Source organism: Virgibacillus sp. MSJ-26, assembly GCF_018918075.1.
GTDB lineage: Bacteria > Bacillota > Bacilli > Bacillales > Amphibacillaceae > MSJ-26.
The window spans coordinates 15,178-28,716 of sequence record NZ_JAHLPW010000002.1; the positions used below are offsets into that span (position 1 = coordinate 15,178).

General features: G+C 36.7%; 18 protein-coding genes and 1 pseudogene. 16 read left to right on the forward strand and 3 right to left on the reverse strand.

Features of this window, described 5'->3' with window-relative positions:
• Nucleotides 1-15 precede the first annotated feature (15 nt).
• Nucleotides 16-1,311: pseudogene (locus KQI49_RS00710) on the reverse strand (transposase).
• Between the two features lie 519 nt (nucleotides 1,312-1,830).
• Between KQI49_RS00710 and KQI49_RS00715 the strand changes: the two are divergent.
• A complete protein-coding gene (locus tag KQI49_RS00715; protein WP_216485833.1) occupies nucleotides 1,831-2,886 on the forward strand; it encodes a glycosyltransferase family 4 protein in 1,056 nt (351 codons plus the stop codon).
• Between the two features lie 308 nt (nucleotides 2,887-3,194).
• Here the strand turns inward: KQI49_RS00715 and KQI49_RS00720 are convergent, their stop codons facing one another.
• The gene (locus KQI49_RS00720; RefSeq protein WP_216485835.1) at nucleotides 3,195-4,238 is read right to left on the reverse strand and encodes an LCP family protein; all 1,044 of its coding nucleotides are present in this window, start codon (nucleotides 4,236-4,238) and stop codon (nucleotides 3,195-3,197) included.
• Between the two features lie 393 nt (nucleotides 4,239-4,631).
• On the opposite strand from KQI49_RS00720, the gene KQI49_RS00725 reads away from it, so the two are divergent.
• Entirely contained in the window at nucleotides 4,632-5,363 is a 732-nt protein-coding gene (locus tag KQI49_RS00725; RefSeq protein WP_216485837.1) for a WecB/TagA/CpsF family glycosyltransferase, read from the forward strand.
• A gap of 85 nt (nucleotides 5,364-5,448) precedes the next feature.
• On the opposite strand, the gene KQI49_RS00730 is transcribed toward KQI49_RS00725, so the two are convergent.
• Nucleotides 5,449-6,534: an LCP family protein gene (locus tag KQI49_RS00730; protein WP_216485839.1), complete on the reverse strand. Its 1,086-nt coding sequence runs from the start codon at nucleotides 6,532-6,534 to the stop codon at nucleotides 5,449-5,451.
• A 202-nt stretch (nucleotides 6,535-6,736) separates the two neighbouring features.
• Here KQI49_RS00730 and KQI49_RS00735 point away from each other — a divergent pair, with 202 nt between their 5' ends.
• The 14 genes from KQI49_RS00735 (at nucleotide 6,737) to KQI49_RS00800 (ending at nucleotide 13,496) form a co-directional block, all read left to right on the forward strand.
• Entirely contained in the window at nucleotides 6,737-6,961 is a 225-nt protein-coding gene (locus tag KQI49_RS00735) for a DUF1659 domain-containing protein (protein ID WP_216485840.1), read from the forward strand.
• Nucleotides 6,962-7,049: 88 nt separating this feature from the next.
• Entirely contained in the window at nucleotides 7,050-7,265 is a 216-nt protein-coding gene (locus KQI49_RS00740) for a DUF2922 domain-containing protein (RefSeq protein WP_216485842.1), read from the forward strand.
• Between the two features lie 100 nt (nucleotides 7,266-7,365).
• Nucleotides 7,366-7,506, forward strand: coding sequence for a YvrJ family protein (locus tag KQI49_RS00745; RefSeq protein WP_216485844.1), 141 nt, complete (start codon nucleotides 7,366-7,368; stop codon nucleotides 7,504-7,506).
• Between the two features lie 239 nt (nucleotides 7,507-7,745).
• Nucleotides 7,746-8,189 carry a YwqH-like family protein gene (locus KQI49_RS00750; RefSeq protein ID WP_216485845.1) on the forward strand — a complete coding sequence of 148 codons (444 nt, stop codon included), beginning with the start codon at nucleotides 7,746-7,748 and terminating at the stop codon, nucleotides 8,187-8,189.
• The gene (locus KQI49_RS00755; RefSeq protein ID WP_216485847.1) at nucleotides 8,186-8,467 is read left to right on the forward strand and encodes a YwqI/YxiC family protein; all 282 of its coding nucleotides are present in this window, start codon (nucleotides 8,186-8,188) and stop codon (nucleotides 8,465-8,467) included. The genes KQI49_RS00750 and KQI49_RS00755 overlap by 4 nt, the downstream gene beginning before the upstream one ends.
• A gap of 68 nt (nucleotides 8,468-8,535) precedes the next feature.
• A complete protein-coding gene (locus KQI49_RS00760; RefSeq protein WP_371817496.1) occupies nucleotides 8,536-10,113 on the forward strand; it encodes a T7SS effector LXG polymorphic toxin in 1,578 nt (525 codons plus the stop codon).
• Between the two features lie 22 nt (nucleotides 10,114-10,135).
• On the forward strand, nucleotides 10,136-10,729 hold the full coding sequence (locus KQI49_RS00765; protein ID WP_216485851.1) for a hypothetical protein: 594 nt from the start codon (nucleotides 10,136-10,138) through the stop codon (nucleotides 10,727-10,729).
• Nucleotides 10,707-11,000, forward strand: a complete 294-nt coding sequence (locus KQI49_RS00770; RefSeq protein ID WP_253286593.1) for a DUF4176 domain-containing protein — start codon at nucleotides 10,707-10,709, stop codon at nucleotides 10,998-11,000. The genes KQI49_RS00765 and KQI49_RS00770 overlap by 23 nt, the downstream gene beginning before the upstream one ends.
• A 178-nt stretch (nucleotides 11,001-11,178) precedes the next feature.
• The gene (locus tag KQI49_RS00775; RefSeq protein ID WP_216485852.1) at nucleotides 11,179-11,772 is read left to right on the forward strand and encodes a hypothetical protein; all 594 of its coding nucleotides are present in this window, start codon (nucleotides 11,179-11,181) and stop codon (nucleotides 11,770-11,772) included.
• A gap of 40 nt (nucleotides 11,773-11,812) precedes the next feature.
• Nucleotides 11,813-12,043: a DUF4176 domain-containing protein gene (locus tag KQI49_RS18825; protein WP_371817497.1), complete on the forward strand. Its 231-nt coding sequence runs from the start codon at nucleotides 11,813-11,815 to the stop codon at nucleotides 12,041-12,043.
• 130 nt (nucleotides 12,044-12,173) lie between these two features.
• Nucleotides 12,174-12,338, forward strand: coding sequence for a hypothetical protein (locus tag KQI49_RS00785; RefSeq protein ID WP_216485854.1), 165 nt, complete (start codon nucleotides 12,174-12,176; stop codon nucleotides 12,336-12,338).
• A gap of 301 nt (nucleotides 12,339-12,639) precedes the next feature.
• Complete coding sequence (locus tag KQI49_RS00790; protein WP_216485856.1) at nucleotides 12,640-13,233, forward strand: hypothetical protein; 594 nt, start codon at nucleotides 12,640-12,642, stop codon at nucleotides 13,231-13,233.
• Nucleotides 13,211-13,366 carry a DUF4176 domain-containing protein gene (locus tag KQI49_RS18830; protein ID WP_216485858.1) on the forward strand — a complete coding sequence of 52 codons (156 nt, stop codon included), beginning with the start codon at nucleotides 13,211-13,213 and terminating at the stop codon, nucleotides 13,364-13,366. The genes KQI49_RS00790 and KQI49_RS18830 overlap by 23 nt, the downstream gene beginning before the upstream one ends.
• Nucleotides 13,311-13,496, forward strand: a complete 186-nt coding sequence (locus KQI49_RS00800) for a hypothetical protein (RefSeq protein WP_216486354.1) — start codon at nucleotides 13,311-13,313, stop codon at nucleotides 13,494-13,496. The genes KQI49_RS18830 and KQI49_RS00800 overlap by 56 nt, the downstream gene beginning before the upstream one ends.
• Nucleotides 13,497-13,539: the final 43 nt, after the last annotated feature.

The following is a 13,539-nucleotide window of genomic DNA, read 5'->3' on the forward strand; positions in this document are numbered from 1 at the left end:
TTTTAAAACTAATTCTCAAATCAAGTTAAATGTTATGCGGCTTGTTCTTAATAAAGGATTGATGCGATCAACAGCTAATTTTGAAGCATTATAAATAAGCGTTACGATATCAATATGAACTTTGGCACGTTTACCGGTTCGATAACGAACATTGTTAAGCTGAAAGAATTCTTTAAGATACCCATTGACTCGCTCAACAGCTGTACGGTGGTTGTGAATCTTTTGCCAAGCCTGCAATCCTCTCGCGGGCGCGGTATATCTTCTAAGGCTTTTCGTAATTTTCATTTTAAACATTTTTTGACAGAGGTCTTCATTCAATAAGGGACAGTCATGACATTCTTTTGGCCGGGTCTATTTCAATGTTATATATCGGGATCATAACTATCATATTGATAAGAATGTTCTCGAAAATAAGTCGGAGCAAAGTGTTTGTCAAAACTGACCGACTCGGGTTCATTCCGTTTATTATAAGCAATCACGGACTGGTGTTCCATGTGATGTACTTGTTTATAAATAGCTTCAAAATCATACCCTGCATCCATCGTCTGATATCGCAAATCGGGAAGGGATAAACGCTCATCAATACCCTTTAAGAGAGGGATGGCAGCTTTCCCATCATTTAGGTTCCCAGACGAAAAGAGAGAGTGTAAGATATATTGGCTTGAGGTTCCAACGGCTAAATGCCCTTTATTGCCATCGCTGTTTTTCTTCACGCCCCATTTCGGGTCTTGAGGAACTTCAGTGCGTAACTCGGATAACGATACGTCTAACTGAGCTTCAATTTTCTTTTCATAAATGGGCAGGTTAGCCTCTTTCACGGCTTGATCCTTTAGCCACTCGTCACGTTCTGCCTTTGACTTTCGTCCACGTTTTTTGGGTTCTGATTTAGGCTTTTCTTTCTTAGGCGGTGCCTGATCACGGGCTACAAAATGAGTCGCATCAATCGCGACGGTATCATCGATAATATACCCTTCCTCGATGCCTTGAAGGATAAGTTTTTCTTGAGTCTTTTCTAGGATGTTCGATCCACTTAAACTCGTTAGAAGCCTTGAATATGAGGCTTCAGACGGAATGTCATCTGAAACAAGAAGGCCACAATTTAGTTTGAACGCTATATCTTCATTAAGACGTTTAATAAGGTCTTTGATGGTTGGAATGCGCTCTGCATATCGAATGAAGACGGAAATAATCATCGCCGCATAATTCAGTTCTGTAGGCGCGCCCAGTCGAGGTTTTTTACTAACTTCAGAATAAATAGCGTACATATCTATCGCTGAAATAATGGCATCATATATTTTTGGTAGGTTCCATGTCGTATAATGGTCATAGGGAGTACGCTCCTCCATTCTTTTTGGTTGTTTTGGTCAACTACCATTATACAAGATTTGGGAGGTACTATCTTTTTTATATTTTTAAACCCTTGCCACATAAGGACTAGGAATTATGAAATTCACTCATTTAATTACAGAAGTGTATTAATCTAAAAAGATACACGTTGTTTTCGTATAAAGGAACCAGTCTTTTAGATAAGAGACGGTTCTGTTTTTATCTTCAAAGTCTTATTAATGCTTCGCCCCACTTAGAAAGGTGTTATTTTAGATATTATCAAAATGTAAAATTTTTAATAATATAAAAGGCTAACAGTAAAAATGTTTACTCAACCATGGTCTAAAGGAGATGTGAAAAGGTGTGTTTTTGAACCTTCAAAATTTCATTGGCACTTTTCTCCTTAAACCTTTATAATAGATAGAGAATATATAAGTATACTAGAAATATAGAATATTATAGCTTATGCATACTATATGCTCCCAAAAAATCGAGGTGGGCTAGATGATTAAGATAACGCTCTTAGCCTTTTTGAGTTTAATTATATCGTTGTTAATAACACCGATATTTATAAAGTATATTAAAAAATGGAATATTACTGATAAGCCAAATCAACGTAAGGTACACAAAAATCCAATCCCCACATTGGGTGGATTGGCTATTTTTACGAGTTTTATGATAGGTTTGGTGATTTTACGTCCGGAAAATACGTATCATCTGTTTATTGTTGGTGGTGCGGTTGTTATTTTGGTGATGGGAATTATTGATGACTTGTATGATTTATCTGCCAAACTGAAATTTTTTATTCAGTTTGGAGTGGCAGCTGTCATCGTGCTATGGGGCGGACTCCAGGTTGAGTTTATTAATTTGCCATTTGGAGGACAAGTTGAATTCGGAATATTGAGTTCCATTATTACAGTTTTCTGGATTGTTGGGGTTACCAATGCAATTAATTTTATTGATGGGCTTGATGGCTTAGCGGCAGGTGTGTCGTCGATTGCGCTTTTCACAATCTCAGGTATGGCCGTTATTATGGGAAACGTTTATGTGTTTACAATGGCGATTTTGCTATTTTTCAGTACGGTTGGCTTTCTGCGTTATAATTTTCATCCTGCCAAGATATTTATGGGGGATACGGGTGCGCTGTTTTTAGGCTATATGATTGCCGTTTTATCCTTGCTTGGGTTTAAGAATGTCACGGTGATCTCGTTTATTATCCCAATTTTTATTTTGGGTGTACCGATAGCGGATACATTGATTGCTATGGTGCGGAGGTTTATTAATAAACAGCCGATGACGAGCCCGGATAGCTCGCACTTGCATCATCGACTCGTCAAGTCTGGATTTACGCATAGACAAACGGTTTTATTCATTTACTCGTTAAGCGCGATGTTTAGTTTAGCGGCGATTTTATTTTCAATGACAACGATGTGGGGCTCGGCATTAATCTTTAGTATTGCGATTTTAGTTCTACAAGTACTCATCGAAAGCTTAGGACTGATTAATGAAAACTATAAACCGTTGACTAATTTCGTTAAAGCGATTCGGGAGAGATACTGACTAAGGAACGTTGAATTTAAACGGGATCCAGTTCTCATAAGAGATTGGGTCCCGTTTTTTAATTTGTTGGGAAAACTTCTCTGTTGCGTAATATTCGTTCAGTCGGGCGACAACCCGCTCAGGTCGCGCGGTAACCCGTCCAGGTCGGGCGGTAACTCGCTTAGGTCGAGCGGGAACCCACTCAGGTCGCGCAGCATCCCGTCCAGGTCGCGCGGCCTCACCCATAGGTCGGAGGAGAACACTACCAAATTGTGCGGTAGTAATATGTTTACTCAAAAAAAGAGCTGACTTTTAAAGTCAGCTCTTTTTTAATATCCGCTTGCTCTGTCTACAGAGTTTTCTTGTTCGTTGTTATCGGTTAATGTTGTGGACCGATAATCAAGATGTTCTTGGAGTGTTTTTTTAGTATCTTCTAAAGCCAATTCGTCAATTTGCCAGTAATATGTGGAACCTGGTTGGTAGTCATTACCTTCTAATGTTAATGTATTGATGTCCAAGTTTCCTTTTGTACCATAAGAAACAAAACTTTTCACTTCGCTTGGTGACATGTTTGTTGACATATTGCTTCCAACAGCCCGAATAATATCATCAAACTTCAGAATTGAACTTAGTGAAGTTGATTTATCCATAATGGCTTTAATAATTTCTTGTTGTCTTTTGCCGCGCTCAACATCATTATCCTTTTTACGTGTTCTGGCAAGAGCTAACGCTTCTTCACCGTCAAGCTTTTGTTCTCCTGCTAATAAATGGATGGCATTGGCTTTGTCTTTAGAGTCTTGTTCTTGAAATTCATAAGGAACGTCAAAATCAATTCCGTCTATCGCGTCAACGACATCAATAAAGGCCTCAAAGTTGACTTTCACATAATAATCGATTGGAATATCTAATAAATTTTCAACGGTTTCTCTTGCTGCATCTGTACCGCCATAAGCATGTGCGTGGTTGATTTTTGATTCACGTCCAACTTCGGGAATATAAACATACGAATCACGCGGTATGCTTAGCAGATTAACTGAATTATCTTCCTTGTTTAATGTGGCCACCATCATGGTATCTGTCCGTGAAGTGTCAGCGTTCTCTCTTTTTTCACTGGAATCAACACCCATAATTAGGACGGACACATTATCAAACTTCGGGTCAACAATTTTTTCGCGAAGATCTGACTTTTCTTTACCACTATCATCGTAAGCGTCAGAAAGTACCGAATCAGCCTGCATGTAAAGATAGGCCGCATAACCGAGGGCTGATAAAAAGACGACTAAAGGTATTAGCACAAAGAAAACTCTTTTCCTTAACTTTCGTTTCTTTTTATGTTGCACCACCCTAGAATTTGGTGTTTTATATTTTGACATATTAAACTTCCCCTTTATTTAAAAGTCTCCGTTATTTATATTAAATGGGGAAACGACAGACCTCACCATTGTGACTAATGATTAAATCATTTCTCGTATTCCCATAAATCACTAAAAATGATAGCACTCTTAATTATTAAATGATATCATAATTTTGTATATGACATTTTTCAGTAAATAATAAACCAATATTAATTCTACTATGAATTAGGCGATTAGTAAATCACATTTTGATTACAATTTGAACACAAAGAATCATTAACTTACTAAATGTTATCTTTATTATATAGTACAATAGACATAATGAAAAGTATAAATTCGACAACATATCACATTGTTTTTAAATGGTAAATTTAATTTATTTTGACAGTTTAGTGAGAGAGGTTTCAAATCATGGAAAAAAATCTAGTTATGATTATGGATATTAACTTTTACAATACAACGAGGCAATCACTGCTTGAAAAAGACCTTTATCCGCGTCTTGAACACGGGGAGAAAAGCTTTTTAGTTACGGCAAATCCTGAATTTGTTATGAAATCTCGTGAAGATGCCGAATTTAAAGCAATTCTTCAGTCTGCTGATTATGTTATTCCAGATGGGATTGGGATTGTGAAAGCGTCCAATTGGATAAATGATCCTTTAAAAGAAAGAATTCCTGGTTTTGAATTAATGTTTGATTTGCTAGAATACGCAGATAAGGAAAAATTAAGCTGTTATTTTTTAGGGGCGAAAGAAGCGGTTAATGAAAAAGCAGTTAAAGAAGTTGAAAAGAAATACCCTGACATAAACATTGTAGGTCGACATCATGGTTTTTTTGATATTGCTGATAAGTCTATTGCTGAAAAGATACGGAAAGCCAATCCCGATCTTATTTTTGTAGCGCTTGGTATGCCCAGGCAGGAAAAATGGATTGCTCGCCATATGCCGGAATTTGATAAAGGGTTGTTCATGGGCGTTGGCGGCAGTTTTGATACGTTGACCGGCGAGGTGAAGCGAGCACCACAGTTTTGGATTAAATTAAATTTAGAATGGTTTTACCGATTTTTAAAGCAGCCAACTGTACGCTTTAAAAGACTATTGAAAGTGTTAGAGTTTGCTGTAAGGATGAGGTTTAAAAGAGAATAGGGTATCTGTTAGATTATTACTATAACTATGTGAGAAAAAAGCAGCTTATTAACTGAAAAGTTAAGAGCTGCTTTGCTTTTTATATCTATGATTCTTTAATATGTGAGTCATCTTCTTGGTGGTCATTGTTTTCTTGAAATGAATCATCATTATTATCAACATCATTGTGATCATCATATTCGTTATACTCATCGTCATCATCAGAACTATAAGCAGGCAAATCTAAATGATTGCGCAATTCGCGTTGCACGTCTATTAAACTATCTTCGTCTGCATGAAAATACCATAATCCGTCATCCATATAATCGCCATCACCCTCAAGGTTTATCTTTTCGATGTTAAAGTCTTTATCGAGTCCATATTCCATGAAACTTTTAATATCGTTCATGTATAGATCTGTTTTTAGGTTAGGGCGGATGGCTTCAATTAACTGATTTAGTTTGAAAATTGATGATGCGGACGTTACTTTATCGGCAATGATTTCGATGACCTCTTGTTGACGCTTGCCTCGTTCTATATCGCTATCATATTTTCGTGTTCGCACTAATGCCAATGCTTCTTCGCCATCTAGTTTTTGTCGTCCTGGATAGAGGTGAATGGCATCTGTTTTATCTTTTGAATCCATTTCCTCCATTTCATAAGGGACGTCATACGTAATGCCATTTAATGAATCGACAACTTCGATGAACGCTTCGAAATTTAAACTGACATAATAGTCAATTGGAACGTTTAGGTAATCTTCTACTGTTTCTACTGATGCTTTTGGACCACCATGGAAGTGTGCATGGTTGATTTTAGTGTTGTAGCCGATTTCAGGGACGTAGACATATGTGTCTCTAGGGATACTTAGTAGTTTAACAGTTCCTTCATCTTTATTAAATGTAGCGACAAGCATAGCATCTGTCCGGCTTTTTTCTTCATAAGCTCGTTCTTCACTCGTATCGACACCAAGAAATAACACAGTCACGTTATCTTCGATTGGGTCTACTGCTTCTTCGCGAAGAGCGGAATGTTCATTATCTCGGCCGACCTTTTCATGGGATTCTTCAATGACATTTGATGTTTTATTATATAAGTGGGCAGCATAAGCTCCCCCGGAAATTAGCAAGATTAAGATAATTGAAACCGTTATCCAAATCCACTTTTTCTTGGAACGTTTAATCACATTCATAATAGGACTCCTTACACATTTGTTAATTATTCTACAATAAGTAGTCAGAAATGTGTAGTCTAAAAGCTAAAGTAATAACTTTACGTAAGGGACAGCCCTTAAACTATATGTAGTTATCATTTCCCACGGGAAAATAATTTAATCATCAGATGCCACCTAAGTCCTAGTTCGAACGATTGTAGTAGTGAAGGAGGTGGTAAACATGGCAGAAGCTAAAATGAAGAGTTCATCATTACGCCTAGTGTTTTACACAGGGGATGACCTTGAAACTGGGGATCCTATTTATAAAGCGAAAAGCTTTAATAATGTGAAAGAAAACGCAACGGCGGAACAATTATTCGAGATCGCTCAAGGCATCGCAAGTTTACAACAGCACGAGTTGCACACTGTAGAAAGACGTGACAACTCTGAAATCACATCAGAATAATTTAACCGACATGTAGATTTATGGGTGAGCGGCACGTCTGGATTTTTTTAAAAAAGGTCTTTTTGACTTCGTGAAAGGAGGTGGACTGATGAAAAAGTTGGAGTTGCAATTTGAAAATTATGATGGTAAAACGGTGACGTATTCATTGGATAATCCTGCTGAACCGGTTGATGAGCAGTTGGTTAATGATGTGATGGATGAGATTATTGCTCAGGATGCGTTTACGTCAGGCGGCGGTGATCTTGTTGCTAAGAAGTTAGCGCGTGTTGTTGACCGTCAGGTGGAAGAGATTGAGATTTATTAAAGTGAATGGATGTATTAAAACAGGACCAGCGATTGTTAGCTGGTCTGTTTTATTAGGGGGATATTTTTCAGATTAACTTGTTGAAAAGGAGGTCATTTATATGGACGCTTGGATTCCATTTGTCAGAGAGGTGGGGTTTCCAATTGTGGTGACGCTGTATTTGCTACATCGCATAGAGGGGAAGCTCGACATATTGATAGATTCCATCCATGCACTTCCCGATAAAATGAAAACCCATTAATGAAACTTCGGCTTGGGACGTGGGGACAGGCACGGTGTCCCAGGCCGAGGTTTTTTGATGGGAATAATTAGAACTAGTTTTACTAGTTATTTAGTACTAACAATCGATGTTTATCAAGCTTTTCGGCTAGAGAAACAGTACTAAATACACTACAAATTCAGTATATAATCAAGTATAATAATTTTTAAAGTTGAAAAAAGTATTTAATCTTAGTTTAAGATTAGATTGGACGGATGAGGATGACGTGGTGGGGTGAAAATATGTCAGATTTAGCCAGTATTAATACGTATCTTATGGAAACGGAGCGACAGATAGGGTCAGCTCAAATGCAAATTATGGAAAAGGAAGAGAAGCTAAGTAAGTTAGAAGATGCTCTAACGAAGCTTGCGAGTAATAAGAGTGACTTCATTGGTAAAAAGGATATTTGTCTTGAGCCTGAGTTTACATCAAAGACCTTGCACGGTGAAAACGCCAGTGATTTGGATGATATCAGAGAGAACCAATTACAGGTCAGTTTTGTGGCTATTCCTAAAGAGCAAATTGATGATGCAGAAGACAAAATAGGTGACCAAATTGAAGTGCTAGAAGAAGAAATCAGCTCTCTTGAAGGAACAATTTCTTCTTTGGAATCACGACGAGAAAGTTTATTGGCACAAAAGCGGGAGGTGGAGAGTGAATCATGAGTGGTGAAATTAAAGTAACCCGTGTCCCTGTCGAACAAGGGATTTCAGAACTGCGCTCGTCCATTCAAGGGTTGGAGACGACATTTGGTCAAGACATTGAAGGGGACAATAAACTTGAGGTGGTAACACTTTACAATGAAATCAAACAAGAGTGTGATGAATTACTTGTTCAGTTTAAAGCTTTATTTGAAAATAATGTTCAATCAACAGATGATTCGGTAGCGGAATTCCAAGAGACGGAGCGAATGGTCGCGGGTGATATTCGTTTAATGAAATAATCTATATGGTGTACTCATCATCAGGATTTTTTCAACAGACATGTTTTTAGGAGGTGCTTAAATTGAAAGTGTTGGATGTGAGCAGTTTACAAGATGGAATTGATTTTACAGTTCAAGACATTGAATCAAAACGTGATCAAATTCAAGCGCTACAAAAGTCTGTCCATGGTTTTCATACATTGGAGGATGCTTTGAGAGGGCAAGGAGGAGAGGCTATCCGCGCCTTTTACAGAGATGCCCATGAACCATTCTTGGTTTTATTTCATCAGTTTTTAATCGATTATAGTAATCTACTTAAGGACATGAAAGAAGCGGTGGGTACTTTTGAATCAAATTCCAGTGGCTACGTCAATCAGGAGTTTTTAGAGACGGATGTGGATGAAGGCTTTGCGAAGGTGGAGAAAACGGCCACGGAGCTTACGGACGATGCGAATGAAATTTTAGCGGATGTAGAAGAAATTGTTTCGGTGAAAAGGATCGATGAATCAGAGGTCGTGGAAGATGTTCAGAGAGGAAAAGAAAAGGCAAAGGAAATTGTCGAGGAGCTCACTATTCTTGATGAATACGAAGCCGGGCGCCTGGAAGAGACAAAACAAGCCTTACACGAATTGCGATCTTTTATTTCAGGAATGGAATCCATGTTTAAAAGTGGCGACTTATCCATTCGGAATTATAATGTAGAAATGCTTGAGGGGATGCCTGCTTATAATGATATAATGGATCGGATTAATAATAAAGATCGGACCACGATTTCAGCTAGATATGGTGAAGATATAGAAAAAATGCCATTGTCAGAGATTGAGAAGATGAAAGATGAATTGTCAACAAAACTAGATAAAAATGGTCAAGAATTTTTAAACTCAGTTTATGCTGACTTGGAAAATGGAGAAATTGATAGAGAAACCTTTAAAATTATAATGCAAGAGCTTAATGGAACGGAATTATCTGAGATGGATAATGATTCCCGTGCATATATAGAGGCCGTCTATCAAGATTATAAAAACGAGGAAGTAGATAATAATACATTCACGACTGTGTTTTCAGGTGTTGTTAGCACAGGTGCTAGTTTCATAAAAGACTTTTTGAAAAGCAAAGCTAAAGGAGAAGTTATCGATGCTGCAGTAAAAGGAGCTGAAGAGTGGATAAAGAAAACGACCGATATATTTTTAAACCTCGGTCCAGTTGCATCTGAAGCGGGAACTGGAGCAAACATAAGTCTTACCCTCACTGATCGCTTTAAAGATCAAGTACGAAATGTAGTTAATTTTGGAGCTAAACACGGTCCAACTTTTATTGGGGCAGCACTGGATAGTGGTGCACAGGTGTATAGTGGTGAGGATGTGGAGCATGCAACCATTAAGGCGATAGGACATATAGGTACAGCGAATGTTGGTAGAATCGCGGGTACTGCTATTGTTGGTACGGTTGCAACTGCTCTTGGAGTGTCTGGGGGACTAATACCAATAGTCGCTGTTGGAGCTGGTTTTGTACTTGGTTCGCTTGCTGCAAAAGGATTTGATATGGTATATGATAAATGGGGAAGAGAAGTTGTTGATGGTGTTGTAGATATTGGGAAAAATGTTACCGAAAATATTGGAGATGCCGTGACTGGATTTTTTGGCTCATTAAAGTCCGCTTTTAGTTAGATTTAGAGAAAGGATGAATGATTTGAGGAATGAAATATATCGAAGTCTAGTTCCTTTTTATACGTATAATCCTGGAAAAGACGACAGTTATACGTTATACATAGATTCCAGAACAAATACTATATTTAAAGCGGATGCTAAAAATATTAGTTCTGCAAAAGTCACTTTTTTAATTATATTAGGTTATCCGATTATAGAATTATTTCCCGTTACTATCATTCCGTTAGATAATATTATTCAATTTATTAGCGTTTGTGTTATTGTGATGTCTTTAAGTGTATTTCTTGGATATTATATAAGCCCGAGAATGCTGGAGAATTATAGAAGAGTTACTTTATCTTCTGAGGAATGGAAACGTTGCTTAGAAACATTTAATCAATTTTATTTCAGGCAGTTTATATTACCATCGTTATTGCTATTGATCACTATCGTTTGTTTTGTTTTCTTGTACATTTTTCCGTCCAGCTGGTGGTTCTTTGGTGGTATTATTTCGGGCATAATGGCAGGCGCTGGATTAACCTCATTTTCAAAAACAAAATATTTATTATATAAAAACAAACTAGATATTAACTGGAACAATGGAGGTGAAGAAGATGAAGATATTACCTATTGGTAGTGTTATCCGTCTTAATGAGGGTGAAGTTAAATTAATGATTATAAATAGGGCTCCATTACATAATAAAGATGGCGTAATTGGTTATTTTGATTATTCCGCATGTGTTTATCCAGGTGGTCAAATGGATCAACAAGCATACTTTTTTAATCATGAAGATATCGATGAAGTTTATCATGAGGGATATGTAGATGAAGATGAGGAACTTTTTCAAAATCAATATGAAGAAAAGATTAAAGAAGTTCCATATCCGAAATTTAGTGTTGTAGAATAATAATGCTTGAATAGTTAGTAGATTACAAAATAAAAACCAAATGTACCAACTTACTGGAACAAGCCCATACAAAATTGAGTATGGGCTTTTGTAATATTTTTGCAGAGAAGTAAGGTATGTAGGTTTCCTTGGGTATACTTTGAAAGATTAGTTAGTCACCATGGAAAGGATGAATAATTTGAAAGATAACACTCAATTAAAACTGATTCCGTTTCTAACAGAAAATCCCGGGAAGGAAGATAGCTATACTTTGTGCATAGATGCGAACACTAATAATCTTTATAAGGCTGAAGATAAGGAAGTAAATACATCTAGCTTTTTACTTATTTTCTTTTTAGTCTTAGTATTTACAAGATTGTTTTCAATTGAATTCTTACCGATGAATAACCTATATACGTTTTTATTGATGTGTTTAATCTTTTCCGTTATTTCAATGATATTAGGATATAACATGCGTGGGAAAATGTTTACAAATATTAATAAGTTTAATCTGGAAGAATCCGAGTGGGAATATTATCTTAAAGAGTCCAAACGTTTTTATCCTAGGCAAGCTATCTTTGCAATGCTTTTGCTGATTCTTACAGTAGTTTGCTTTGTTCTCCTGTACATATTTCCCTCCAAATGGTGGTTCTTTGGTGGAATAATGATGAGTATACTCGCAGGAAGTCAACTCACATTGCTTTCAAAAACAAGATACTTATTATACAAAAATCAACTTGATGTCAACTTAAATGACGGAGGGAAATATAATGAAAATTTGACCTATAGGTAGTGTTGTTAGTCTCAATGAAGGAAAAGTTAAATTAATAATTATTAGTAGAGCGCCTCTGCATAATAAAGATGGGGTTATTGGTTATTTTGATTATTCCGCCTGTATTTATCCCACTGGTCCAACCGATCAACAAGCTTACTTCTTTAATCATGAAGATATTGCTGAAGTTTATCATGAGGGATATGTAGATGAAGATGAGGAGCTTTTTCAAAACCAATATGAAGAAAAGATTAAAGAAGTTCCTTATCCGAAATTTAATGTTGTAGAATAATAATGCTTGAATAGTTAGTAGATCACAAAAATAAAAACTAAATGTACCAACTTACTTGAACAAGCCCATACTAAATTGAGTACGGGCCTTTGTGATACTCGTTGCAGAGATGGTGGGTGTGTAGGTTTTCTTGGGTATACTGATAGGATTGGGTTCTGGAGGCCATTCTTTTTATAGGCACTTTTATGAACCTTTCATGAGTTTACTTCATCATTCGTTAATTGATTATAGTAACCTGCAAAAGGAAATGAAAGAAGCGGTAGATACATTTGAATCAATTGCGATTCAGCAGTAAAAGGAGCTGAAGAGTGGATAAAGAAACGACCTATATATTTTTAAACCTCGGTCCAGTTGCATCTGAAGCGGGAACTGGAGCATCATAGGAACTACAGCAATCGCAGTTGTCTCGGGTCTTGTGATTGGTTCATTTGCAGCTAAAGGATTTGATATGGTATATGATAAATGGGGAAGAGATATTGTTGATGGGGTAGTAGATATTGGTAAAGATGTAAAAAAGGCATTGGTAATGCCGTGAGTGGGACCATTGGGTTCTTGCAATCGGCTTTTAGTTAATCATTGTCGAAAGGAGGAACGATATGAAAAGAGATCAGAAGTTAACACTTGTTCCCTTCTGTGCAAAGAATCCCGGTAAAGAAAATAGTTACAGTTTATTTGTTGAAACTCAAACCAAATCTATTTTCAAGGGGGAAAATAAAAATATAAGTGCGCCCATGTTTACGTTTTTGATATTAATATTCTATCCATTTGTACAGTTTTTCCCTATTGAAATCTTTCCTCTTGATAATAAATTTGCTTTACTGACTGTTTGTTCTATTGTAATGATTTTATGTGTATCACTTGGACATTATCTGAGCTTTAAAATGCTTGAAAATGTGAAAAAGATTTCCTTATCCACGGAAGAATGGAAACAATGCCTTAAACAAGGTAATCATTATTATATTAGACAGATAGTATTTGTCGTGATATTGGTTTTAGCTTCTTTAGCCTGCTTTGTATGTTTCACCATAGTACCTTCCAGATGGTGGTTTTTCGGAGGGGTTTTATTGAGTATACTGACAGGAACCCAGGCTATAATTTTATCAAAAACCAGATACCAATTATATAAAAATAAACTTGATATCAATCTAAATAATGGAGGGGAAGAAGATGAAAATATTACCTATAGGTAGTGTTGCTAGTCTCAATGAAGGAAAAGTTAAATTAATGATTATTAGTAGAGCACCTCTGCATAATAAAGATGGGGTTATTGGTTATTTTGATTGTTCCGCCTGCATTTATCCCACGAGCCAAACGGACCAATAAACGTACTTTTGGAATGTCCTATGTAGTTTCATATGTTGCAGGTATTGAAATTGGAGGGAAAAGTTTAACCAATCACATAAAAGATGGTGTGCAAAGTGGCATAAAAACAATTGCCGGCTGGTTTACATGAAAATTATATTAGTTAAAACATTGGGAGGAAAATAGTGAAAATA